Genomic DNA, 24,009 nt, shown 5'->3' with positions numbered 1-24,009 from the left:
AAAAAGTAAACACTCAAACTATGCGTATTTACGCTCATACTCTGCCGGGCTTACATAATCCAATGCAGAGTGCTTACGAACCCTATTGTAGAAAATCTCAATGTATTCAAACACTTCAGATTTTGATTGCTCTTCGCTTTCGAATGTTTCGGCATAGACCAGCTCGACTTTTAGCCTGCTAAAGAATTATTCCATTGCTGCATTATCCCAACAGTTAGCCTGCCGACTCATACTCGGCTTGCACTTGCTTTCGGACAAGAGATCCTGGTATTTCTGCGATCGATATTGCACACCCCTGTCAGAGTGAACAATTAGTCCAGGCTTTATTTGTCGTCGCTCTAGAGCCATTTTCAATGCTGGACGTGTCAATTCATCGGTCATTTAAGAGTCGAATGCCCAACCTACAATACGTCGTGAGTACAGATCCATAACTACTGCGAGGTACAACCACCGCTCCAGAACCCAGATATACGTAATATCATTGATCCAGCGGCAATTTGGTCGATCCACATCGAAGCAACGCTTAAGTAGGTTGGCGGCGACATTGATATTCCCCTCTACGGGCTGACTATATCGAAAGCCTTTGCCGTTTCTCGCTTTAAGATGCTCCTGTTGCATAAGCTTAGCGACGTAGTTCCGTGAGCATGGTTCACCCAACTCTTGAAGCTCGCAAGTGATTCTAGGCGCTCCATAACGACCTTTAAACTCAGCAAACGTCTCTCGGATTTTCTCGATTGTTCGTATCTTTCTAATCATGCGAGGAGGTGGCAACCGCCCTCGCCATCGATAATAACCTGATCTTGAGACTTCTAAACACCTACACATCAAGCTAACCGGGAATAACCCTACATGCTCTTGTATCAGTGCGTACTTTACTCTTGGTGGTTCGCAAAGTACGCAGCTGCCTTTTTTAGAAACTCAACCTCCTGACGAGCTTCATGCAGCTCCTTCCTGAGCTTGCGAACTTCAGCGCTTTCCTGTTTTGAATAGTCGACGCCATCTAAACTATTGAACTGCTTATCAGATAGTCGATTAAACTGACGACGCCAGTTGTAAATCTGCTGTGCGCTGACGCCTAGCTCTCGTGCCACAGAAGCCGTTGTTGTTCCAGGCTTCTCAGCCCTCTTAACTGCTTCTCTACGGAACTCCTCCGTATACGCCTGAGTTCTTTTTTACCCATTATACACCTCCGTGTTAGGCCTAAACCTAACTATACAGGGTGTCTACTAAACGTGGGTAAGTCTTATACATAACGCCTCAATAACCGGCGTAGCTTTGCTGCGTCCGGCGCCGAAGGCGCGTAGTTGATTGATTTGTTAGGCTCATAACCCCCATACACGCTCAACCATTGAGCAACCTGTTGGATCATATATTTTTAGGTCACTTCTATTAAAGGGGTAGTAATTCCCACCAACAAAATATATTGCTGATAGCTCGGAAAAGTATTCTTTTTCATTTTTTGACGCATATGCAGGCTTTAATATTTTACCCTTTACATCTTCTTGCGCTAGATAAAGGCTATTCTGCCGAGACGACATCCATGCGTCTCTTAGTAACCGATAATTTTCAGACCAATCCTCATAGTGCCAAGCGTGAGCCAGCTCATGCATTACACTTTTTTTACCCAAAGGTCAGAAAACCAGAGAAAATTCTCTACATTATATATCACGATCGAGCGACTCCATCGCCTATCACCGATTAGTAACTTAGAGTCTCCACTCTTTGGGAAATATCTTAATCCGTTCTTCTCTCCACCTAGCTTCGATTTAGGACCTATCATTATATAAAAATCGGTATCTTTTAGATAACTGTGACTGGAAATCGGTATCTTGTTAAAAATTAGGTCAAGGGTTTTATTTAGCCTATCTACCGCTCGATCTAACTTTTGTTTATCTTTGCGGCTCTCAGGGGATTCAACAAAGATTGAATAAGCCCCACTTCTATCTTCATATTTTCTTTCTGGATAACGATAGTTTACTCGTTTATCCTCTTTTAAATTTAGTTCAACGCTAGAAGCCTCAGATCCACAGTTTTTGCGGTCATCGGTAAAAACAACTCTTCCATCGACTTTACAGGAAAAGACCTCTGCATGAGCAAAGGTAGAAGCAATCAAAACTAAAGCGATGACTAAAATATTTTTCACTGAAGGTTAACCTTGAATGGCCTAACGAGGCTGTAGAAAAACAGTTTTAGAAAAAGCTGTCACTCTTCAGACTCCTCCAATTAAAATTTCGGCCTAAATTTATCTATCCCACCAAATTTCTTTCATTGTATTAAATTTAGGCGTTTTGCTACCCTAAATTTATACTCAATCAGTGGATACTGCCATATCTCATCAACTTTTCAATGTTATGTACCAAGCAGAATATCTGCCATTGTCCCTGAACCTTAATTTTCCTCGTAGCGAGAAGCGATTCAATCGCTTGTTGGTACCAATGCTCCCAAACACTGGCTCGACAACAGACATTCGATGCCCATAAATGGTCTTGCCCTCGATACTATCAACCCGCTTTTTCATCCAGTCGGTGGCTGTCCGTCCGTTTGTCCAAGTAAGGGATACTTGCCTTCCATGTCCTTTTCGAGAGTCTGCAGAATCTGGGTTTCGCATACATTGATCTTTAAGGCTGCATTCCCTGCAATCAGTGAGTCGCCCTTCGAACAATAGCTTTTTCTTACCTTCACTAACATGCTCTTCTTTTAACAAGAGCATGGATTTTCCTGCCGGACAGATGCAGGTTTTATTTTTCTTGTTGAATGTAAATTCACTAGCTGGGAAAGTCTGCTCAGTATTAGCTCTACCTTTTTGATTACGCTTGCCATACTTGGCTTTTTGCTTAGCAAAAGCTTTATCACGTGAACGGAATTTATTGTCAGGTATGTAGGCATTAATGCCCTTTTCTCGAAGGTAGCTATAGTTAGCATCGTTGGTGAATCCAGTATCAGCAGTAATGATGACCTGTTTGACCAAGATGTCTTCTTCTTTTCCTATATTCTGATAATGGCAACTGATGCCATCGAGAATAGGCTTCAGTGTATGATGTTCTTGCCCCTCACCAAAGGCCTGTGCTTCAACAACGATCTGATGCTTCCTATCAACTGCGGCAACACCGTTATAGCCCTGGATGGTTCCCTTGCTGGTAGTCATCTTGGCTGATTCATTGTCCGTAATATTACTTTTTACCTCTTTAGGGTTTTTACCTTGCCCCATCCTGGGGGAGTGATTCTTTAAGAACTGATCAATTTTATCAAAGTGTTTCTGCAGGGTATCAGCTGCCTTAACTACCGCTTGCTTTCGCTCTTTCTCTTTAGGTTTCCTTCCATCAAGCCTCTTTTGCTCTTCGAGGCAATGTTTGATCTTCTTGCGAATCTTTTCCTGCTTCTGCTCTAGCTCTTTAAAAGTCCCCGAATGTTCTTTACTGGCATTGGATGGCATCTTGCATCCATCTATGGCGAATAGTTCGTTGCCAAGCAGCCCCTGCTGATCACAGACCAGTAACACTTGCTCAAACACCGACTCAATCGCATCAGGATAACTGCTTACGAAACTCGCAATACTAGTAAAATGTGGAACGGTATCGCATGACAGTGCTTTGAAGAGGATATTGTTTTCACATTGCCATTGAATTTCACGGCTTGAAGTAAGGTCTTTTGAGTAAGCAAACAATATGACTTTCAGTAGGATAGCCGGATCATAGGCGGTTCGCCCGCCGCTATCATTTTGATATTTTTTATGGAAGACAGATAGATCGATATGGTCATCAATCAAATGATGAAGTGTAAATTCAAAGGTTTCAGGTTGTAGTTGTTCTTCGAAATTGATGACGACCATTGCATCTTGGTTGTAATCGTAATGTTTGAAATTGGGCATATGGATAATCTCGACATCAAGACCTCCATTTTAACAAAAAAACTACCTTTTAAGAGTTTTTCTACAGCCTGAACGTTGCCAGCAGAGGCGGCCTACGCTGTGTATGCGCATAGCGCATAGCGTAGACCGTCCTGCGGAGGCGCGCAGCGCCGGAGCGTACTGCCTGGCTTGGTTAGGTGACTTACCGATAAATAAGTTCGCCATTCTTCTTTACAAATACAGGTTCTGTTACTGTAAGTCTCTGTCCATCTCTATAAGCAACGGTTTTTAGCTCTAACTGAAAGAACCTGTCATCCGAATAAAACCATTTAGTTACTGTTGTTTTTACGTTTTCATACTTAGTTGCTGGCGCACCTAATTTACCGAGGTTTGCATGTTCGATTTTACTCATGTCGGTTACATGCGGGTCACCTGCCCCGAAGATAATTAAGTAACACTGTGAAGACTCTTCTTTGTAGCAAAGCGCATAAGCGCTTTTCCACTTATTCCACTTCCCTTGGTCAATGGCTAGCGAAAGTTTCTTTCGTGAAATATTTTTGAATTCAGAGATCCGGCTCAAAGTATCTACAAGATCACACTCACCACAAGCAGTCGCTTGTGAAGCAAGAGCTAAAAAAATAGTTAAAAGTATTTATCTCATATTCACCTAACGCCGACATAAACGGCTGCCAAAGCAGCGCGTAGGCAGTCCGGTGGAGGCCACGCCTTCGGTGGCCGTAACGAATTTAATGGCCTTGTTATAAGCCCTGTATCTTATTGGCAAGCTCAACTGTTTGGTTGCTGTCCTTGGTGACCACCAGCCAATCAAACTGGACTTCGCTGTATTGGCCTGTGACAGCATAGAATTTTGATACTCGGGCCTCTTCACCAAAGAACTCTTCTTTCCTCGCAGAGTTGACTGACTGAATTATGTTCTCCGCAAATTCGAGCAGCTCTTGCTCGGTTCCTATAAGAAACGCCTCTTCCCATCCTGTCTGGGCTGTAATTATAGGACCTGGATTTCGTAACTTGCTCATTATTGATCCGATGTAGCTACGGGTTTATAACGCCCGCAACAGGGGCGACCAATGCTATGCACGTTTTGTGCGAAACTGGGAGCGCGGCGACCCGCACAAAACATGTATAGCGTTGGGCGTCCCGCGGAGGCCCGTAGGGCCGGAGTAACCTGCTTGCGATTGTTAGCACTTTACTCGCCGCGATCTAGGGTCAGGTATCCAATTTTATATAGTAATATTGCAGCTGAAAAATAAAATAACAGCTCAATAGAGTATACCGCTCTCTCCCCGAATACATACTCCGACCACCTTAGGTATATACCATAGATGCTCAAAATACCTAGCAATAAAACGAAAAATAAAGTTCCTAACTTTACGCCAGCCCTACCATTGAGAGAGAGTAGCAAGAGCACTGGAAATATCAGATAAGGAGCGAAATTTCTTACGGCATTGCTCCAGCCACCCAAATGGTATTGCATCAAGAAATTGGCAATTCCGATAATTGCATAAGCAACGATAAGCAGCCCAACTGTTAATTTTTCTGATTTCATATGTCGATCAGCCACCTAGTGCTAACGCTCGCAGCAGGGGCGGCCGAAGCAGAGCGTAGGCCGTCCCGCGGAAGCCCGTAGGGCTGGAGCATACTGCCTGCGTTTGTTAGCCAATACCCTTCTCGTCATCAATGAATGGATTTTCAGGAAGCCTTTTCCCACACCAGGGACAATATGAGAAGGAAACAAACCCAAACTCTCTTTCTGGCTGATCTACAATCCAGAAGCGCTCATCCCTAAAATAAACTAGCTTTAGGTGAAGATCTTCTGGTTCTGATTTCTCTACAGCACCAAACATCATTGGGCAGCAATATTGATTTAACCTCTGAATTCTTTGGTCAGCTTTCGGATCAACCCGAGACTTGAGCCATGTTTTGCAGCTTGCGCAACTTTGTAGGTGAGACACGGCTTTCTGCCCCAAATCTGTGCCGTCATTCGGGAACCCTTCTTCGCCATGTAATATGATCGGACCCAGGGTATCTAGCACGCCCCAGCTCTCTAAATACTCCCGTGATTTTCGGCAATCGCACATATTCTTTCCTGTATGGTTAACGCATCAATAACCGGCAGCTGGAATGAAGCGAAGCGTAGTGTAAGCTGTCCGGCGCCGTAGGCGCGAAGTTGATTGACTTGTTAGGCATTAATTAATTTCACTGTTGGAGGACTTTCAGAAACAACATCTATGATTTGGTTCAGGCAGCAAAAGCCATAGTGAACAAATGGGCCAGGATACTCTGATGTAGCGAATGTACCTTGGCCAATATAGTTTAGAAACGCTGACTTCGAGTAAACCCGTGCAAGCCTACCCTCGAACTTTTCTTCGATGCCTCCAGCATAGCTTTCATTTGTAACTGCATATGCTATGTAATCATCGAAGATAATTTCATAGTGAGCACTGCTGTCGGTTACCTCTATGGGCTTGCTCGTGTTCAACATCTCTCGTAGTGTCTCATTTGGCTCTTCTTCTGATGTTATTCCCGGTGACGCATCAGATACACCAGCCTCCGCTATTACTATTCTGAGACAGTCTTTATAGGTTTCTTGTATCTCAATCATATCGAGATACTTATGCTGATTCATTACACTGAACATAGATGCCTAACGTTGCCAGCAAGGGCAGCCTAAGCAGAGCGTAGGCTGTCCAGCCCAGCCTCCGGCTGGGCGAGCTTGCCTGGCCTGGTTATAGCTGGCGCGCACTGAACGACCTAGATGCTCTTTGCCAGCCACCTTTGGCTGGCCACTGCCCGATAAATTTACAGGGGAAAATACCATACTTTCACCACCAATTAACTATCTGATTGGCACTCCACAATGGGGCAACTTGCTTGCAGAATTTGTTGAATTAAAGCGAAAGCACATGAACGAAACTGCGGTACCAATTTGTAAGAGAACTCTCTGGTGAAGCGTGTTCAGGTAGAAATTGTTACTTGCAGCAACTACTAACTATCTAAAAATTGAACGCCACAATAACGCACGCATTTGGAGCGGCTGAAGCGCAGCGTAAGCCGTCCCAGCCCGAAGGGCGACAACATGCGCTTGTTATACGCTGAACTTTGCAACAGCGCTCTCAAAAACGGGCCTGTATTTACTAAATATTGGTAGCACATGCTTAACTGCTTCTTTCTCTGCTTGGTCGTGCCAGCCAAAATAATCTTCAGCTATATATAGTTCTTGCTGATCTTCTTCTGGCAATTCTAAATCAAGGTCAAAGAGAATTCGTTGTATAGCATCGTATAAAGTCAATTGTCCCTTTGAATATTTGCTCGCAGCTTCTCCTACAAGAAAATCTTGACTTGGCTCTCCATAAACCTGGAAGTCATTGCTTATTAACTCAAGCATCTCGGAGACATCAGATGCCAAAGATATCTTTTCAATAAATGGATCAGCTCCTTCATCAGTATATTGGGAGTACGCCCATTCAATAGCTTTCTCGTAAGACATAACATTCTTTTTCAAGAGATAGCTCAAAACATTGTATTCGGCTGCACTGTATTTCATATTGGTTGCGTATAACGCCGGTAGCAACGGCGGCTGAAGCGTAGCGTAAGCCGTCCTGTCAGCGCGCTTTTTGCGCTGACGATGTTGCCTACCCTCGTTAAGTGTTTTACTCCGTAGCCCATTGCCCTAAGTCCTCAACTGGATTTGGCAAACGGCCAATAAGCCACTCAGCACATGTGCCAGGCTTAAATTCTGGGTTATGGCACTCTATTACCCAAGATAGAAACTCGTCAGGGCCACCATTCATATAAGGTGGTGGAGACACCGGGTGAAAAGATGTTGGCAGACGCTCATTGACTGACATGTAGTTCAAAACATGACCAAGCTCCTGGACGGTGTGCCACGCAAATTGATGGTGAATATCAATATCGAATTTCACCCACCAGCAACCATCTGCTTCTGAACCTTTTCCGATGGCACCATGTATCGCTGGAACTTTCTCAAGATACTCAATTAATTTTGTAAATGCTCTATCGTCCATAATGACACTTAACGCCCAAAGCAAGCGCGCATTTATGCGTCGCCTTGCCTTTGCTTGTTAAAAGGTCCGGACTTGCTGGCGGCACGAGCCAAAATTTGTAGGCACAGAATGCCGAGCAAGCCTGCTGGGTAAAGAATATACCACCCCATAAATATCTCTGCCTTAACTATGACAAGAGAAGAAACAACATCCCAGGAAAATAATCCAACAAGGCCCGCCATGAGCCAAATTATATAGGCTGGTAAATTGCTTAGCCTTTTCTCTGCTACGACAGTGCCCAGAACAAATGCAACAAAGAAACAAACAACGTTTACCACATGGACTTTTGCTGGAGCGCCGCTGAGGGTTATTGACCCCAGGGACAACACTATAAAGAACAAAAAACTTGTGACTATGGTTGGATTCATTTTGTCTTTTAACGCCCGCAACAGGGGCGATCAATGCTATGCACGTTTTGTGCGAAACTGGGAGCGCAGCGACCCGCACAAAACGTGCATAGCGTTGGGCGTCCCGCGGAGGCCCGAAGGGCCGGAGCATCCTGCTTGCGTTTGTTACGTTTTTTGGGGGCTGGCGCCCACCATTGATGCAAGCAACTCGTTCAGCTGCTTTGTTAAAGTTTTAAGAGCCTCTTCTTGAGTATGCCCTGCGGCCCCTGGTTGAGGATTTGTAGCAATTTGATGAATAGCATCTTGAATTCCATTAGTTAGTGATTGCGCTGCCTCAACTTTTGCGAGAGCAGCTTTTCCTTCAATTACCTGAGGCATTGAATCCAAGATACCAACGGTAGAAGCCATTATCTGCTTTTGCCACCCCTCGATAGCAGCATTAACGTTATCAAGAACCATTTGTGCTTTTTGAGCATCATTTTTTGCGGATGATGCAAACCAAATTGCAAGCCCAACGCTGATGAAAGACAGCATGATACTCAATATTGGAACCAGCCAATCTTTAAAGATTTCAATGATGGTCATTTATTTCCCTCTTGAAACGTAACGCTCAAAGCAGCTGCGCATGTATGCGTCGGCTGCCTTTGTTTGTTATATTTTTTAGCTTCCTTACAAGGTTATAACCCACGCCGCTACGGACTACATTGCAACCCGATACTGCTAAGCTAGTTTCGCCTTGTTCCTTAGCTAATTTTAAACGAATGCCGAAGAATAACAGCCTGGATTCTTGAAGTAACTCTAATAGAGTGGTTGTTTCTAGGTTATGTTTCGGTAATTCAGACTCTCCCGTTAGTGTGGGTTTGTCATTGTGGGCTAGGACAAGATCGCGATAGTTTTTCACATTCAGAGATTCTTTTAGGGTACGAATTCTGTCTCTATTTGTTTGTAGCTCGCCATCAATAAAATGTTCGTACTTTGTGGCTAGATTATACTGACTCAAGTATTCGTATTCTTGATCTTTGGTTTTATAGCCTTTGCCATCATAGATAAGCTTTGCCGCCGACATGACTATGTCGTTGTGCATTGAGAACCGGATAATATTAAAAGCCTGGCTGGATACTGAATTCACGACTTTTATTGCTTCGTCATCGCAATAAAGCTCATCGTAAAGATGGACCGCTGTAATGAGCCTATCCAATTCTACAATGAACCTATCTAGATCAATCACCGATACTCTCCGTTACCGTGAAATATAACGTTGCCAGCAAGGGCAGCCGAAGCGAAGCGTAGGCTGTCCAGCCCAGCCTCCGGCTGGGCGATCTTGCCTGGCCTGGTTATAGCTGGCGCGCACTGGACAACCTACTTGCTCTCTGCCAGCCAACTTTGGCTGGCCACTGCCCAATATTTACGAGGAAAGAACACCGCACTTTCCCCAACCAATTCCTATCTTACTGGCACTCCACGAAATTATTGCGAACTGCCTCTTTTTACAGCACCTGCGCGAACGCTCAAGGAGCGAAACTGCTTAAATAGCAATCAGTAAAAACTGCTCAATACTAAGTGCTATTTAGTGTCACTAAACCTTCAGTTACTACGAAAAATCAATAAAACCGACCGCCACAATAACGCCGCAATAACGCCGCAATCAGACGCGGCCAACTTTGTGCGCATTTTGCGCAATAATGGGGGCGTAGCGACCGCGTAAAATGCGCACAAAGTTGGCCGTCGGCTGCATTGCCTGGTTAGGTGATTTCGTGCCTAGTAGTACGGAACAATCCATGGCAATTCCTCTATTGGCTGAAGAGACTCTGGCTCAAAAACAATATGATAATCACCATCCAAGACAGGGGCACAGCTTTCCTTATCGTGAGGATATGATACAGCTACTAGACAAGCATTTTTAAAATTTCTGTGGAAGAACGCCTCACCAGCGATAACGTCCGAGCACTCGCCATTAGGTGCTTCACCCATAAATACACGAATATTCTTCTCAAGAGTGGCAACTTGTTCCGCAGATACTTTGCAGCTATCCACTTTTGTGGAAGCACAGCCTGCAAGAAGGCCTATCAATAGAAGAACTACGTATTTCTCCATTTGCTCACCTAACGTTGCCAGCAAGGGCAGCCGAAGCGAAGCGTAGGCTGTCCAGCCCAGCCTCCGGCGGGGCGATCTTGCCTGGCCTGGTTATAGCTGGCGCGCCCTGAACGACCTACTTGCTCTCTGCCAGCCAACTTTGGCTGGCCACTGCCCGATAAATTTACAAGGGAAAATACCATACTTTCCCCACCAATTAACTAGCTGATTGGCACTCCACAATGATGCAACTGACTTGCAGGGCTTGTTGACTTAAAACGAAGGCACTTGAACGAAACTGCGGTGCCAGTTTGCAGGAAAACTATCTGGCGAAGCGTGTTCAGGTAGAGATTGTTACTTGCAGCAACTAAAAACCATCTAAAAATTGACCGCCACAATAACGTTGCCAGCAAGGGCAGCCGAAGCAAAGCGTAGGCTGTCCAGCCCAGCCACCGGCTGGGCGATCTTGCCTGGCCTGGTTATAGCTGGCGCGCACTGAACGACCTATTTGCTCTTTGCCAGCCACCTTTGGCTGGCCACTGCCTGATAAATATACAGGGAAAAATAACATACTTTCCACACCAATTAACTAGCTGATTGGCACTCCACAATGGTGCAACTGACTTGCAGGGCTTGTTGACTTAAAACGACGGCACTTTAACGAAACTGCGGTGCCAGCTTGCAGGAAAACTCTCTGGTAGAGCGTGTTCAGGTAGAGATTGTTACTTGGAGCAACTACAAACCATCTAAAAATTGACCGCCACAATAACGCCTCAAACACCGGCTTGGTGAAGTTGGCGGCTTTTTTGGAACAAAAAAGGTGACAGCTTTACCAAGTCCGCGTGCTTTGACTTGTTAGGCATTTTCCACCTCTATTTGCCATACAAACTCGTGATCTGCTCCCTTCTTTAGAACTTCGATAAATGTGGTTACTTTTGCTCTCCTGCCAACTTGATAGTGTTTCATATTTCTTTTCCGATTCACTACGCAGGTGTATGAATAAGTACCACCATTATCTAGTTTTAAAGTGAAACCTTCAGCCTCATTATGCATGCCAGTAAAGTGGATATCTTCAATGACACCTTCATAAGTCTTGCTAGGGACTTGGCCACTATAAATATTCTCCCACCACTCAGGCGAGCCATATAAACCATAAATACCTTTCAGACCTAAATGAGGCCTACTGCTATCGAGAGACAGTTTCTGTGCCTTTTCAACTCGTGAAGGATCGTCTTCGTGCTCAATTTCTAAAGAGAATACTTTCTTCATGGCTGATTCCGCCTAACATTTATATAGTAATCACAATGCCCTCTATTATCCTGATTGCTATCCCAGAATCAATCCTGCGTCAACCTCTCCAAATATCCACCTGAATCAAAAGCTTACCTGACATTTGCACTATCGTACTCAATGGAAAAATGATCAACATGATTACTATCCAGGAATTTCTATTTACTCATAACTCTCTGTATTTATTAACTTTTTAGATGAAATATTCCAAAACCTCAAAATAACAATCAAACTGATCGAAATTCGATTTGCAATCCGGTCACTTCCTCCACAATACTGTACATAAATACAGAATAGGTATTTTGAAATGGATGACATTCCTGTGCCTATCCCCAAGCATCCATCCCGATTCATGGATCGTTTACGTACTTTTATGCGCTCTCGCTACTTAGCCTATAAGACTGAGCAGACCTACTGTTATTGGATTAAGGATTATATTCGCTTCAATCAAATGCAGCGGCCAGAAGAACTCGGCAAGCCTGAGGTGGACCTTTGGTTAAGTCACCTGGCTGCCAATCGCTCTGTATCAGTCAATACACAAAGAACAGCCTTAAACGCGATTGTTTTCTTATATAAACAGTTTATGGGTGTCGACTTGGGGCAGCTTCAATTTGAAGGTAGCCACCGCCCACGGCGGCTGCCTGTGGTTTTTAGCCATCAGGAAGCCACTGGGATTATATGCAAGCTAAACGGTCCGGCTAAACTCGCAGCATCATTGATGTATGGATCAGGTCTCCGGGTGATGGAGGCGGTTCGCCTTCGAGTACAAGATGTGGATTTCACTGATCAATGCTTGGTGGTAAGGGAATCCAAGAGTGAGAAGTGGCGAAGAACCCTTCTGCCCAATTCCCTGATTGAACCTATTCGAGTACAAATCCATACGGCCCTCACCTTACACAAGCAAGATCTTGCAGAAGGTTTTGGTAAGGTCTATTTACCATTTGCTCTGTCAAAAAAGTACCCAAAAGCGGAAACTAACCCTGCCTGGCAGTATCTGTTCCCAGCCAGGGAGCGTTCGCTGGATCCTCGTAGTGGAATCATAAGAAGGCATCATCTAGCGGAGCAACAGATAAGGCGAGCTGTTGCCAAAGCTATTTCTACACTAGGCATTCGCAAAAAAGTCAGCTGTCATACTTTTCGCCATTCATTTGCGACCAATCTACTAAGGGCTGGTGCAGACATCCGTAACATTCAAGAGCTGCTTGGCCACAACGATGTCAGTACCACTATGATCTACACCCATGTTATTGGAATACATGAGCGGGGTATTATCAGCCCTCTCGATCAAGGTAGAAATCCGGCACTTTAACTCACCTCACCACTCTTTCCGCAAAATCAGTAAAGATAGGTTGCAGTGCCCGTAGCAATCAGCTCAGCATCATCATTACTCAGCTCCATCCGCGCAACAACAAGCTTGTTGCCTGTACGCAGGATGGAACCCTCACAAAGAAAGTGCTCTCCTCTGCCCGGCTTTAAGTAATCAACACGCATATCTACGGTGCCCAGCTTGGAGAGGCGCTCGGCCTTTTCTTTCCAGTGTACGTCTCCCATTCTCTGGTAAGCCGCAACCATTGCGGTCAAGCCACCGACAGTATCCAGGGCTGTGGCGATAACGCCACCATGCAGAATATTCTTCCAGATATTACCGATCAGCTGTGGCCGCAGCTCGAACCCAGCAGAAAGGGTGAGCGCTTCCAAATCAAGGGAGCGCATTTCAAGTCCAATTTGCTGATTAAAAGGGATTTGTTCAAAAAACCCCTTTACCAATTCTTGAAACTCACTTGGTGAGGGTTCTGTCATAGCCGTGCAACCCGGTTGAGGCCATCCAATGCGGCACTGCGATAGGCCTCCGCCATGGTGGGGTAATTAAATGTGGTATTAACGAAATAATCGATAGTGTTATTTGGGGTGGGCTGCTTCATGATGGCCTGGCCAATATGCACAATCTCTGCCGCTTCAGCACCAAAACAGTGAATACCTAGAATCTCACGAGTTTCGATATGGAACAGGATCTTAAGCATCCCCACACGCTCGCCAGAAATCTGAGCGCGCGCTGTGTGTTTAAAGAGCGCGCGTCCCACTTCATAGGGCACCTTGCCTGCGGTCAGCTCGGATTCGGTTTTACCGACTGAGGAAATTTCTGGCAGGGTATAAATACCAGTGGGAGCATCTTCTATCACATGGTGCCCGCGACCGGCAATGGCCGCCGCTACTGCCCTCCCCTGATCATAGGAGGCACTGGCAAGGCTGGGCCAACCGATTACATCACCAACGGCAAATATATTTTCCACTTCGGTACAGTAGTGATCATCCACGCTTAATTGACCGCGATGGTTGGCTTCGAGGCCGACATTTTCCAGGCCCAAAGAATTGGTATTACCTGTACGGCCATTACACCAGAGTAGAGCATCGGCATGGATACGCTTGCCAGACTGCATCTCCATAATTACGCCCTGATCATTGGGGAGTACACGCGCATACTCCTCCTGATGGCGAACGGTGACTCCCATATCTCTCAGGTGGTAACTCAGTGCATCAGAGATCTCGTCATCGAGAAATTCCAACAGGCTGCTGCGGGTATTGATTAAATCCACCTTAATACCAAGACCAGCAAAAATAGAAGCGTATTCACAGCCAATCACACCCGCTCCGTAAATCATAATAGAGTGCGGCGTGTGCTGCATATCCAGAATCATATCGCTGTCGTAGACACGCTCGTGATCGAAGTCTACATCCGCTGGACGATATGGGCGCGAACCGGTGGCGATAATAAATTTTTTCGCGGTGACAATTTCCATAGCGCCATCGGGCAGTTGTACTTCCACGCTGTTAGCATCACGGAAATTTGCCGCCCCGACGATCAATTCAACTCGGTTACGTGCGTAAAACGAGGTGTGCATTTCCACTTGATAGGAAATCACCTTGTTTACCGTCTGCATCACCTGGGGAAAGGTCAGGCGACGCGGCTCTCCCAATGCACGAAAAACGCTCTGGGTGTTATAACGCATTAATTGTTTGACAGAGTGGCGCAGTGCCTTGGAGGGAATAGTCCCCTTGTGGGTACAGTTGCCACCCACTGCCTGGCGTTTTTCGATCACTGCGACGCGCATGCCCTTTTTCGCGGCACTCATTGCCGCGGCCTCACCTGCGGGGCCAGAACCAATTACAACCAAGTCAAACTTTTGCTCTGCCATCTATCGCTCTAATTCTATTTTCCAAAACGGAATGTAAGCCGTGAAAGCGACTCACATTCAATATTAAAATCGACACGATTGGTGCCAATGATATAAAACAACAAGCCCGTTGATCACGAGCTTGGGAAGGGTTGCTTACTTGCGCTTGGTGGCGTCGTAAGCGAGGTCTTCAGCGGCAACTTTTTCCTGGCGCTGGCGCTCCTGCTCTTTTTCACACTTGTCGTCGTTACCACCACAAATGGTGCAATCCTGCTTCATACCGATATTGTTCAAACCACCACAGGAACCTTTCAATGGCTTGTTTTGCACCATGGCTCCTAGTGCCATTCCGGCAACAACTAATAGCATGGCAATAAAAGCAAAAATAAATATTGTCATCACTTAGACCTCTCTAGGTAGGGAGCAAAGGCACGACTATAACGCTCTTCAAATCCCTTATCAGTTTTTACCAGCATGAAAACAGCCAGGTTTTCGCGTTCGGCCAAAGCCAGACCTACATCCGCCCCAAGTACATTGAGCGCAGTGGCAAGACCGTCTGCTTCAGCACAGGTACCTGCTACCACAGTTACCGATGCCAACTTATGTTGCAACGGTCGGCCAGTACGGGGGTCGATACTGTGCGCATAGCGCACTCCATCCCGCTCATAGTAATTTCGGTAGTCACCACTAGTGGCCACCGCCTTACCACTCACATCAATGGGCTGTTGGACCATCTGGCCGAAAGAATCAGGGGCTTCGATCCCGATTCGCCAGGCCTTACCTTTTGGATTCACACCGAGGGTACGCAGTTCACCACCGATTTCGACCAGGTAGTTGCGAATTCCCTGCTGCTCCAACAGAAGTGCAACACGATCGACACCATGTCCCTTGGCAATGGCCGATAGGTCAATCTCTACCGGTCGCTGGCGGGTGATAGTATCAGGATTGCGGGTCACGCTAAGGGCATCGGAACCAACAATCTGCTGCAGTTCGGCAATATCCGTTTCAGAGGGAATCTGCTCAGGTTCTGGTTGGGGACCAAACCCCCATAGGTTGACCAGAGGGCCGACCGTGACCTCGAAGGCACCCTCACTGCGACGATAAATATCCAGAGACAGCGCCACAATATCCGCGAGAGGTTCGCTGACCGGGATGGCCTGACCCACGGGGCTGCGGTTGAATCGCATCAACTCGGAGTTCTCGATATAGGTGGACATCTCCTGGTTGACCTGCTGCAGCTCACTGTCAATCAGCGTTTGCAGCTCACCACGCTTTACGCTTTGAGGTACATCAACAACCGTAATGTGATAAGTGGTGCCCATGGTGTGGCCGCTGAGCTGCCAGTTCTCAGGGGCCGGGGTACAGGCAGTGAAAATTACAGTCGCCCAAAGCAAAAACAGGGCCGGAAGAACGGGCCCTGTTTTTGCTTTTATCGGGGCTTTGATTGCGTTTAGCAAACTAAGCTCTCCGTTTAACCACCGAAATCATCGAGGAGGATATTTTCATCCTCTACGCCCAAGTCTTTGAGCATGCTGATTACTGCAGCATTCATCATGGGCGGTCCACACATATAGTACTCGCAGTCTTCTGGAGCCGGGTGGTCCTTCAGGTAGTTTTCATAGACGACGTTATGAATGAAACCTGTGTAACCGGTCCAGTTGTCCTCCGGTTGAGGATCTGACAGAGCTACGTGCCATTGGAAGTTATCAAACTCGGCAGCCAGGCCATTGTAGTCATCTTCGTAAAACATCTCGCGCAGGGAGCGAGCACCGTACCAGAAGCTGATCTTGCGCTTGGAATTCAGGCGCTTGAGCTGGTCGAAGATGTGTGAACGCATCGGCGCCATGCCGGCACCACCGCCGATAAATACCATCTCGTTGTCGGTATCCTTGGCGAAAAACTCACCGAAGGGTCCGTACACTTTGATTTTGTCACCCGGCTTCAGGCTAAACACGTAAGAAGACATCTGACCCGGTGGAATGCCCTCGGCACGGGGCGGCGGAGTCGCAATACGGATGTTGAACTTCACAACACCCTTTTCTTCCGGGTAGTTGGCCATGGAATAGGCGCGAACTACTGGCTCGGTTACTTTGGATTCCAGCTTGAAGAAGCCGAAATGTTCCCAGTCACCGCGGTACTGATCTTCCACAACGAAGTCGGCGAATTTTACGTGGTGAGCCGGCGCTTCCAGCTGAACGTAACCACCCGCACGGAAGTCAACGTTTTCGCCTTCGGGCAGACGCAGAGTCAGCTCCTTAATGAAAGTGGCCACATTGGGGTTGGATTCCACAGTGCACTCCCACTGCTTCACACCAAACACTTCTTCCGGTACTTCGATTTCCATGTCTTGCTTAACCGCAACCTGACAGGAAAGACGCTTACCTTCCTTCGCATCGCGCGGAGTGAAGTGTGCCGCTTCGGTGGGCAGCATATCGCCACCACCAGAAGTCACTTTGCACACACACTGCGCACAGCTGCCGCCGCCGCCACAGGCGGAGGCCAGGAACAGGTTGTTGGCAGCCAGAGTTTGCAGCAGCTTGCCGCCGGCCGGTACGGTGATTGTCTTCTCACCGTTTACCAGGATGTTGACGTTGCCGGTATTTACCAGGCGCGAGCGGGCCACAAGGATCACCGCCACCAGCGCCAATACGATGACGGTAAACATCGCAACGCCGAGGATAATTTCAATACTCATTCTATTGTGTTCCCCCGCTTAGATATCGATGCCGCCGAAGGACATGAAGCCCAGGGACATCAGACCAACGGTTACGAAGGTGATGCCCAAGCCTTTCAGACCATCGGGTACATCGCTGTACTTCAGCTTTTCGCGAATACCGGCCAGTGCGGTGATCGCCAAGGCCCAGCCAAGGCCGGCGCCGAAGCCGTAGGCAACACTCTCACCAAATGCGTACTCACGCTCCACCATGAACAGAGAGGCACCCATGATGGCGCAGTTCACGGTAATCAGCGGCAGGAACACACCCAGCGCGTTGTACAGTGCCGGTACATATTTATCCAGGAACATCTCCAGGATCTGTACCAGTGCCGCGATAACGCCGATGTAAGACAGTAGGCCGAGGAAACTCAGGTCCACGTCCGGATAACCGGCCCAGGCCAGCGCACCGTCTTTCAGCAGGTAGGTGTAGATCAGGTTGTTTACCGGTACCGTCAGAGTCAGTACCACGACAACCGCTACACCGAGGCCGATCGCTGCTTCGATCTTCTTCGATACGGCAAGGAAGGTACACATGCCGAGGAAGAAGGCCAGTGCCATGTTTTCAACGAAAACCGCACGGATTACCAAAGAAATATAATGTTCCACGGATTAGGCCTCCTGCGCTTGGGAATTAGGCGCAATCTTGAACTCATCTTGCTCAACCTGGGCGGGCTTCCAGGAGCGGATTCCCCAGATGAACAGACCGATCAGGAAGAACGCACTGGGCGGCAACAACAGCAGGCCGTTGGGAATATACCAACCACCGTTGCTCACGGTGGTCAGGATATCCACACCGAACAGTTTGCCAGCGCCGAAGAGTTCACGGATTACCGCAAGACCGATCAGGATTACGCTGTAACCCAGGCCATTGCCAATACCGTCGAGGAAGCTGGGCAGTGGCGGGTTCTTCATAGCGAAGGCTTCTGCACGGCCCATCACGATACAGTTGGTAATGATCAAGCCAACGAATACTGACAGCTGCTTGGAGATGTCGTAAGCCAGGGCCTTGATCAGCTGGTCCACCAGGATTACCAGGGAGGCAATCACGGTCATCTGTACGATGATGCGGATGCTGTTCGGGATCTGCTTGCGGATCAGAGATACCGCAACGTTGGAACAGGCCACAACCGAGGTCAGGGCGATACACATTACCAGGGTAACTTTCAGCGAGCTGGTTACAGCCAGTGCTGAACAGATACCCAGAATCTGCAGTGCGATCGGGTTGTTATTAAAAATCGGCTCTAGCAGAGACTCTTTGATTTTCATGCTTATGCCTCCCCTGCTTTCAGGTTTTTCAGGAAGGGACCATAACCCTGGTTACCCAGCCAGAAGTTCACCAGATTGTTTACACCACGACTGGTCAGAGTCGCACCAGACAGGCCATCCACTTCGTGAACCGCTTTGGGGCTGTTGGGATTAACCTGGCCTTTGATCACGTGGATGTCGACGTTGCCCTGGCTGTCGAAGACTTTCTTGCCAACCCACTGAGCTTTCCAGTTGGGGTTGTCCACTTCGCCACCCAGTCCGGGAGTTTCCTTGTGCTCGTAGAAGCCAAGACCCGCTACAGTGTCGAGATTGCTCTCCAGTGCGAGGAAGCCGTACAAGGTGCCCCACAGACCATAACCGCGGATAGGCAGGATGATCTTGCTCAGCTTGCCGTCTTTCTCCACCAGATAAACTTCTTTGATATTTTCCCGGCGGATAATCTTAGCGGTGTCCTCATCTGCCGGCAGTCTCTCACTGGCAGAAGGGATTTTGGCTGCAGCGCGACCACTGCCGCCAGCCGGCGCTTCATCGGTGAACTTACCAGTGTCCAGGTCAACATATTTGATCTGTACATCGGCGAAGGCTTTCTCAACGGTCGCTTTATTAGCGTGTGAGTCCTTCAGCAGGCCACCGGCCATCAGTACGTTGCGCTTCATATCCAGCTCGGCATTGGCCTGCTGAGCGGGCTTCAGCATGACTGCCGCAGTGGAAACCACTACGGAGCACACCAGGCACATTACCAGCGCGACAATCAGAGTACCGGTTACGGAATCTTTATTAGCCACGTGCCAACCTCCGTTTGATATTGGACTGCACCACAAAGTGGTCAAACAGCGGAGCGAACAGGTTGGCGAACAGAATCGCCAGCATCATGCCTTCCGGGAAGGCGGGGTTCACTACACGAATCAGGACAACCATCACCCCGATCAGGATGCCGTACCACCAGCGGCCGGTATCGGTCATGGCAGCTGAAACTGGGTCGGTGGTCATAAAGATCAGGCCGAAGGCAAAACCACCCACAACCAGGTGCCAGTACCAGGGTACCTGGAACATCGGGTTGGTTTCTGAACCGATCATATTGAACATAAAGGCGGTGGCCATCATACCGAGCATGGTGCCGGCCACGATACGCCAGCTGGCAATCTTCATACCGATCAGAATCACACCGGCAATCAGCATCGCCAGGGTGGAGGTTTCGCCGATGGAGCCCTGCATCTTGCCGAAGAAGGCGTCGAGCCAGGTCAGCTGGCCGCCGGCCAGGTTCACCATCTGGTTCTGAATACCTTCGCTTGCCATTGCCGACAGCGCGGTAGCACCGGTGTAACCGTCTACGGCAGTCCACACGGCATCGCCAGACATAGCTGCCGGGTAGGCAAAGAAGATGAATGCACGTCCGGTAAGCGCCGGGTTGAGGAAGTTTTTGCCGGTACCACCGAACACTTCCTTACCGATAACCACACCAAAGCTGATACCCATAGCCACCATCCACAGCGGCAGATCCGGCGGACAGGTCAAGGCGAACAGGATGGAGGTTACGAAGAAACCTTCGTTGACTTCGTGACCGCGCACCGCGGCGAACAATACCTCCCAGATACCGCCCACGATAAAGGTGACCAGGTAAATTGGCAGGAAGTACATGGCACCGTAGACAAAATTGTCCCACAGGCTCGCCGGGTTATAAGAGGTCAGTGCACCGATAATCGCGTGTCGCCAGCCGGACAGTTCCGGGTTGGCCATCCCTTCGAGAATGGTGTTGGCCTGGAAGCCGATATTCCACATTCCGTAGAACGCCGGAATCATGGCACAAGCCCACACGGTGATCATGATACGCTTCAGGTCGATACCGTCGCGCACGTGAGAGGTGGTCTTGGTTTTATCAGCCGGTTGGAACAGGCCGGTATCAATAGCCTCAAAGAGGGCATAGAACTTTTCGAACTTGCCGCCTTTGTGGAATTTAGGTTCGATTGAATCGAGGAATTTACGCAACATACTTACCCCTCCTTCTCAATACGGGTCAGGTTGTCCCGCAAAATGGGGCCGTATTCGTACTTGCCCGGACACACAAAGGTGCACAGCGCCAGATCTTCTTCGTCCAACTCCAGGGCTCCCAGTTTCTGGGCCATAGCGGTATCACCCACGATCAGGGTGCGCAGCAACTGGGTCGGCAATACGTCCAGCGGCATTACGGCTTCGTAAGTACCGATCGGCATCATAGCCCGCTCAGAACCGTTGGCGCTGGTGGTGAAATCAAACAGCTTGTTTTTGAACAGGCGCGACAGATAGATCGGGAAAATGGAGAAGCGCTTGTTACCGGCACGCAGGTAGTGCAGGAAAGGACGCTCATCGCCCTCTTCCAGAATAGAAACCTGATTGTGGTAGCGACCCAGGTAGCCCATAGGACCCGCTGCGGTGCGACCACCAAAAACGGAGCCCGAGATTACGCGGTCGTTATCTCCTTTCAGCTCACCGGAGGTCAACTCTGCCAGGCTAGCGCCGAGACGGGTGCGCAATAGGCGCGGTTGCTTGGCTTGTGGGCCCGCCAGGGAGATCACGCGATCGGTGAACAGTTTACCGGTGGTAAACAGTTTGCCCACGGCGATCACATCCTGGTAATTAATAGTGAATACGCTGCGGGAACCGGAAACCGGGCTCAAGTAGTGAATATGGGTACCGGACAGGCCTGCCGGATGGGGACCGGCAAAAGCTTCGCGGCGAATATTGCCAGCATTCGGTACAGGAATATCTGCATCGGGGGCGGTACAGACGTAAGTGGTTTCGGCCAGCTTGGACAGAACCTCAACGCCCTGAGAGAAGGCTTCGCGGTTCTCGGCAATCACTACTTCCGGATTGGCGGCCAAGGGGTTGGTGTCCATCGCATTGATAAACACAGCCACCGGCTCGGCATCCAAGGCGGGAACGCGGCTGAATGGGCGAGTGCGCAGTGCAGTCCACATACCAGACTCGACCAGGTTCTCAACGACCTGTTCGCGTTTCAGGCCAGACAATTTGTCCGCACTGTAGCTTTGGAACTGTTCCGCTGCATCACCGTCTATTTCAATCACGACGGACTGCAGCACACGACGAGCACCACGATTAATAGCAACAACACGACCCGCAGCCGGTGCGGTGTAGCGCACGCCTTCGGTTTTCTTATCGCTAAACAGCAGCTGACCAAGTTTGACGCTATCCCCTTCAGCCACCGCCATTGTCGGTTTCATCCCGTGATAATCGGGGCCGAGAACAGCGACGGTCTTGAGTGCAGGACCCTTGTGGATCACCTGCTCGGGCGCGCCGGATATGGGTAAGTCCAATCCCCGACGGATCTTTCTCATACGCCTATGCCTAAGTTTCTAGTTTAAAAAATTGCAGTACGGCCCATCGATCCGAGGCCGGACCAAACAAAAGGCCGACCCCGGACTGACGAGCCATACTGTGGAATTCTGTGCTGCGAGGGCTTATGCCGCATCACCCGATAACCGGGCGGAAGGAAGCTAACTATGGTTTGCGCGCGCTAACTTCTCGGCGCACGGCCGCCCCGCAAAATCGCGCGCATTATAAAGATGGGGCACAGGCATTACCAGCCTGGAAGTACCCAAAGTGGCACCAAGTTAGGAAATTTCTACTGAAAAAACAGGGATTTGGGGAGATGCGGGCGGACGGCCACAAGGGCCGCCCCACCCCTTTGGTCAGCTTTATGGGCCGACCGCCAGACTTAGGCTGGACGCCTTAGTCTTTTTTGGGGAACAACTCGTAACGAACGCCAGCCATATCTTCCAAGCAGCGAACCACCTGGCAACTGTAGCCGAACTCATTGTCGTACCAGCAGTAGAGCACAGCATTCTTGCCATCTACGATAGTCGCAGTGGAGTCGAATACGCAGGCGCGACGAGAGCCAACAAAGTCGCTGGAAACCACTTCCGGAGAGTTGGTGAAGTCGATTTGCTGACGCAGCGGCGAGTGCAGAGCTACTTCACGCATGTAATCGTTCAGCTCTTCCTTGGTGGTCTCTTTACCCAGATTCAGGTTGAGAATCGCCATGGAAACATTCGGTGTCGGAACGCGGATCGCGTTGCCGGTGAGCTTGCCTTTCAGTTCAGGCAGCGCCTTGGCAACCGCCTTGGCAGCACCAGTTTCAGTCAGAACCATGTTCAGTGCAGCGGCGCGACCGCGACGCTCACCTTTGTGGTAGTTATCGATCAGGTTTTGATCATTGGTGTAGGCGTGTACGGTTTCCACGTGACCGTGCTCCACACCGTAGCCATCCATCATCGCCTTCAGTACCGGCACAATGGCGTTGGTGGTACAGGAAGCGGCGGACAGAATCTTGTCTTCCTCTTTGATATCACCGTTATTGATACCGTAAACGATATTCTTGATATCGCCCTTGCCTGGAGCGGTGAGGATTACTTTGGCGGCACCCGGGCTCTGCAGGTGCTGGCTCAGGCCTTCCTCGTCACGCCATACGCCAGTACTGTCTACGATAATCGCATCGTTGATACCGTGCTGGGTGTAGTCCACTTCCTGCGGGGAATTGGCGTAAATAACTTTGATCTCGTTACCGTTACAGATCAGGGAGTTAGTTTCCTCGTCCACACGGATAGTGCCCTGGAAAGCGCCGTGTACGGAATCGCGACGCAGCAGAGAAGCGCGCTTCACCAGATCGTTAGGTGCACTTCCCTTACGCAGTACGATGGCGCGTAGGCGCAGCACATCACCACTACCAGCCTTGTCGACCAGCAGGCGTGCAATCAAGCGGCCAATACGACCAAAACCATAGATCACTACGTCTTTGGACTCTGGCAGGGGCTTGCCGGCACCAGCGGCATCCGCCAGCTCTTCACGCACAAAGTCGTCCACGGACAGGTCGCGGCCATCGCGCATAAATTTGTTGGTCAGGGTTCCCAGATCAATATGAACCGGACCCAGCTCCAGCTTGCAGATAGCTTCCAGCACAGGAAAGGTTTCAAACTCGGAGAGTTCGTTTTCTTCAACCTGGCGCACGAAGCGGTGCGCTTTCATGATGCTCAGTACGGAGCGGTTAACCAGGTTGCGGCCGTACATGTAAATACCGACGTTTTGCTCGCGGTTGAGCTTTCCGATCATCGGGATCATGGATTCGGCCAGCGCTTCACGCTGTTTCCAGTCCTTGAAAAAATCCGCGGGCTTCGGTCGCTTCTGAGTCACTATCGGACACCTCTGCAATGTGTTTAAT

Annotated in this window: 27 protein-coding genes and 3 pseudogenes; 1 reads left to right on the top strand and 29 read right to left on the bottom strand. The window is 48.9% G+C overall.

Annotated features, from left to right (window positions below):
- Positions 1-18: 18 nt before the first annotated feature.
- From LC073_RS21950 to LC073_RS11890, 18 genes and pseudogenes are all read right to left on the bottom strand, one after another.
- Positions 19-174: pseudogene (locus LC073_RS21950) on the bottom strand (IS3 family transposase); the annotation flags it as partial.
- Between the two features lie 12 nt (positions 175-186).
- Positions 187-861: pseudogene (locus LC073_RS11970) on the bottom strand (IS3 family transposase).
- A gap of 11 nt (positions 862-872) precedes the next feature.
- Positions 873-1,157, bottom strand: a pseudogene (locus tag LC073_RS11965) (transposase); the annotation flags it as partial.
- Between the two features lie 165 nt (positions 1,158-1,322).
- Positions 1,323-1,538, bottom strand: a complete 216-nt coding sequence (locus LC073_RS11960; RefSeq protein WP_226647337.1) for a hypothetical protein — start codon at positions 1,536-1,538, stop codon at positions 1,323-1,325.
- 71 nt (positions 1,539-1,609) lie between these two features.
- A complete protein-coding gene (locus LC073_RS11955; RefSeq protein WP_226647335.1) occupies positions 1,610-2,143 on the bottom strand; it encodes a DUF4124 domain-containing protein in 534 nt (177 codons plus the stop codon).
- A 192-nt stretch (positions 2,144-2,335) separates the two neighbouring features.
- Entirely contained in the window at positions 2,336-3,868 is a 1,533-nt protein-coding gene (locus LC073_RS11950; protein WP_226647333.1) for a transposase, read from the bottom strand.
- Positions 3,869-4,049: 181 nt separating this feature from the next.
- Positions 4,050-4,427: a hypothetical protein gene (locus LC073_RS11945; protein ID WP_226647331.1), complete on the bottom strand. Its 378-nt coding sequence runs from the start codon at positions 4,425-4,427 to the stop codon at positions 4,050-4,052.
- A 178-nt stretch (positions 4,428-4,605) separates the two neighbouring features.
- Positions 4,606-4,884 (bottom strand): hypothetical protein, encoded by a 279-nt coding sequence (locus LC073_RS11940; RefSeq protein ID WP_226647330.1) that lies wholly within the window; start codon positions 4,882-4,884, stop codon positions 4,606-4,608.
- Positions 4,885-5,054: 170 nt separating this feature from the next.
- Positions 5,055-5,414 carry a hypothetical protein gene (locus LC073_RS11935; RefSeq protein ID WP_226647328.1) on the bottom strand — a complete coding sequence of 120 codons (360 nt, stop codon included), beginning with the start codon at positions 5,412-5,414 and terminating at the stop codon, positions 5,055-5,057.
- A gap of 106 nt (positions 5,415-5,520) precedes the next feature.
- On the bottom strand, positions 5,521-5,901 hold the full coding sequence (locus LC073_RS11930) for a hypothetical protein (RefSeq protein WP_226647326.1): 381 nt from the start codon (positions 5,899-5,901) through the stop codon (positions 5,521-5,523).
- A gap of 146 nt (positions 5,902-6,047) precedes the next feature.
- On the bottom strand, positions 6,048-6,470 hold the full coding sequence (locus LC073_RS11925) for a hypothetical protein (protein WP_226647325.1): 423 nt from the start codon (positions 6,468-6,470) through the stop codon (positions 6,048-6,050).
- Positions 6,471-6,953: 483 nt separating this feature from the next.
- Positions 6,954-7,412 (bottom strand): hypothetical protein, encoded by a 459-nt coding sequence (locus LC073_RS11920; protein ID WP_226647323.1) that lies wholly within the window; start codon positions 7,410-7,412, stop codon positions 6,954-6,956.
- Between the two features lie 106 nt (positions 7,413-7,518).
- The gene (locus LC073_RS11915) at positions 7,519-7,893 is read right to left on the bottom strand and encodes a hypothetical protein (protein ID WP_226647320.1); all 375 of its coding nucleotides are present in this window, start codon (positions 7,891-7,893) and stop codon (positions 7,519-7,521) included.
- Between the two features lie 32 nt (positions 7,894-7,925).
- Positions 7,926-8,300: a hypothetical protein gene (locus LC073_RS11910; protein WP_226647318.1), complete on the bottom strand. Its 375-nt coding sequence runs from the start codon at positions 8,298-8,300 to the stop codon at positions 7,926-7,928.
- Between the two features lie 144 nt (positions 8,301-8,444).
- Entirely contained in the window at positions 8,445-8,864 is a 420-nt protein-coding gene (locus tag LC073_RS11905; protein WP_226647316.1) for a hypothetical protein, read from the bottom strand.
- Between the two features lie 25 nt (positions 8,865-8,889).
- Positions 8,890-9,507 (bottom strand): hypothetical protein, encoded by a 618-nt coding sequence (locus LC073_RS11900; protein WP_226647314.1) that lies wholly within the window; start codon positions 9,505-9,507, stop codon positions 8,890-8,892.
- 530 nt (positions 9,508-10,037) lie between these two features.
- Positions 10,038-10,373, bottom strand: a complete 336-nt coding sequence (locus LC073_RS11895) for a hypothetical protein (RefSeq protein ID WP_226647312.1) — start codon at positions 10,371-10,373, stop codon at positions 10,038-10,040.
- A gap of 834 nt (positions 10,374-11,207) precedes the next feature.
- The gene (locus LC073_RS11890) at positions 11,208-11,621 is read right to left on the bottom strand and encodes a hypothetical protein (RefSeq protein WP_226647310.1); all 414 of its coding nucleotides are present in this window, start codon (positions 11,619-11,621) and stop codon (positions 11,208-11,210) included.
- Positions 11,622-11,949: 328 nt separating this feature from the next.
- Here LC073_RS11890 and LC073_RS11885 point away from each other — a divergent pair, with 328 nt between their 5' ends.
- Complete coding sequence (locus LC073_RS11885; RefSeq protein ID WP_226647308.1) at positions 11,950-12,951, top strand: integron integrase; 1,002 nt, start codon at positions 11,950-11,952, stop codon at positions 12,949-12,951.
- A 26-nt stretch (positions 12,952-12,977) separates the two neighbouring features.
- On the opposite strand, the gene LC073_RS11880 is transcribed toward LC073_RS11885, so the two are convergent.
- From LC073_RS11880 to LC073_RS11830, 11 genes are all read right to left on the bottom strand, one after another.
- Positions 12,978-13,442 carry a thioesterase family protein gene (locus tag LC073_RS11880; protein WP_226647305.1) on the bottom strand — a complete coding sequence of 155 codons (465 nt, stop codon included), beginning with the start codon at positions 13,440-13,442 and terminating at the stop codon, positions 12,978-12,980.
- On the bottom strand, positions 13,439-14,836 hold the full coding sequence (gene sthA / locus LC073_RS11875; protein ID WP_226647303.1) for a Si-specific NAD(P)(+) transhydrogenase: 1,398 nt from the start codon (positions 14,834-14,836) through the stop codon (positions 13,439-13,441). Before sthA ends, LC073_RS11880 begins: the two co-directional genes overlap by 4 nt.
- A 135-nt stretch (positions 14,837-14,971) precedes the next feature.
- Positions 14,972-15,214 carry a (Na+)-NQR maturation NqrM gene (gene nqrM / locus LC073_RS11870; protein ID WP_226647474.1) on the bottom strand — a complete coding sequence of 81 codons (243 nt, stop codon included), beginning with the start codon at positions 15,212-15,214 and terminating at the stop codon, positions 14,972-14,974.
- Positions 15,214-16,272 carry an FAD:protein FMN transferase gene (locus LC073_RS11865; protein ID WP_226647301.1) on the bottom strand — a complete coding sequence of 353 codons (1,059 nt, stop codon included), beginning with the start codon at positions 16,270-16,272 and terminating at the stop codon, positions 15,214-15,216. Before LC073_RS11865 ends, nqrM begins: the two co-directional genes overlap by 1 nt.
- A 14-nt stretch (positions 16,273-16,286) precedes the next feature.
- Positions 16,287-17,510 carry an NADH:ubiquinone reductase (Na(+)-transporting) subunit F gene (gene nqrF, locus LC073_RS11860; protein ID WP_226647298.1) on the bottom strand — a complete coding sequence of 408 codons (1,224 nt, stop codon included), beginning with the start codon at positions 17,508-17,510 and terminating at the stop codon, positions 16,287-16,289.
- 18 nt (positions 17,511-17,528) lie between these two features.
- The gene (gene nqrE / locus LC073_RS11855) at positions 17,529-18,137 is read right to left on the bottom strand and encodes an NADH:ubiquinone reductase (Na(+)-transporting) subunit E (protein ID WP_226647296.1); all 609 of its coding nucleotides are present in this window, start codon (positions 18,135-18,137) and stop codon (positions 17,529-17,531) included.
- A gap of 3 nt (positions 18,138-18,140) precedes the next feature.
- Complete coding sequence (locus LC073_RS11850; protein ID WP_226647294.1) at positions 18,141-18,797, bottom strand: NADH:ubiquinone reductase (Na(+)-transporting) subunit D; 657 nt, start codon at positions 18,795-18,797, stop codon at positions 18,141-18,143.
- 2 nt (positions 18,798-18,799) lie between these two features.
- The gene (locus tag LC073_RS11845; protein WP_226647292.1) at positions 18,800-19,582 is read right to left on the bottom strand and encodes a Na(+)-translocating NADH-quinone reductase subunit C; all 783 of its coding nucleotides are present in this window, start codon (positions 19,580-19,582) and stop codon (positions 18,800-18,802) included.
- A complete protein-coding gene (locus LC073_RS11840; RefSeq protein ID WP_226647290.1) occupies positions 19,575-20,786 on the bottom strand; it encodes an NADH:ubiquinone reductase (Na(+)-transporting) subunit B in 1,212 nt (403 codons plus the stop codon). Before LC073_RS11840 ends, LC073_RS11845 begins: the two co-directional genes overlap by 8 nt.
- A 2-nt stretch (positions 20,787-20,788) precedes the next feature.
- The gene (locus LC073_RS11835) at positions 20,789-22,129 is read right to left on the bottom strand and encodes a Na(+)-translocating NADH-quinone reductase subunit A (RefSeq protein WP_226647288.1); all 1,341 of its coding nucleotides are present in this window, start codon (positions 22,127-22,129) and stop codon (positions 20,789-20,791) included.
- Between the two features lie 394 nt (positions 22,130-22,523).
- The gene (locus LC073_RS11830) at positions 22,524-23,984 is read right to left on the bottom strand and encodes a glyceraldehyde-3-phosphate dehydrogenase (RefSeq protein ID WP_413231446.1); all 1,461 of its coding nucleotides are present in this window, start codon (positions 23,982-23,984) and stop codon (positions 22,524-22,526) included.
- Positions 23,985-24,009 lie beyond the last annotated feature (25 nt).

It is taken from the genome of Microbulbifer variabilis (assembly GCF_020524905.1).
Taxonomy (GTDB): Bacteria; Pseudomonadota; Gammaproteobacteria; order Pseudomonadales; family Cellvibrionaceae; genus Microbulbifer; species Microbulbifer variabilis_A.
Note: the sequence above shows the minus strand (reverse complement) of the source record. Positions and strands in the feature narration are given on the sequence as shown.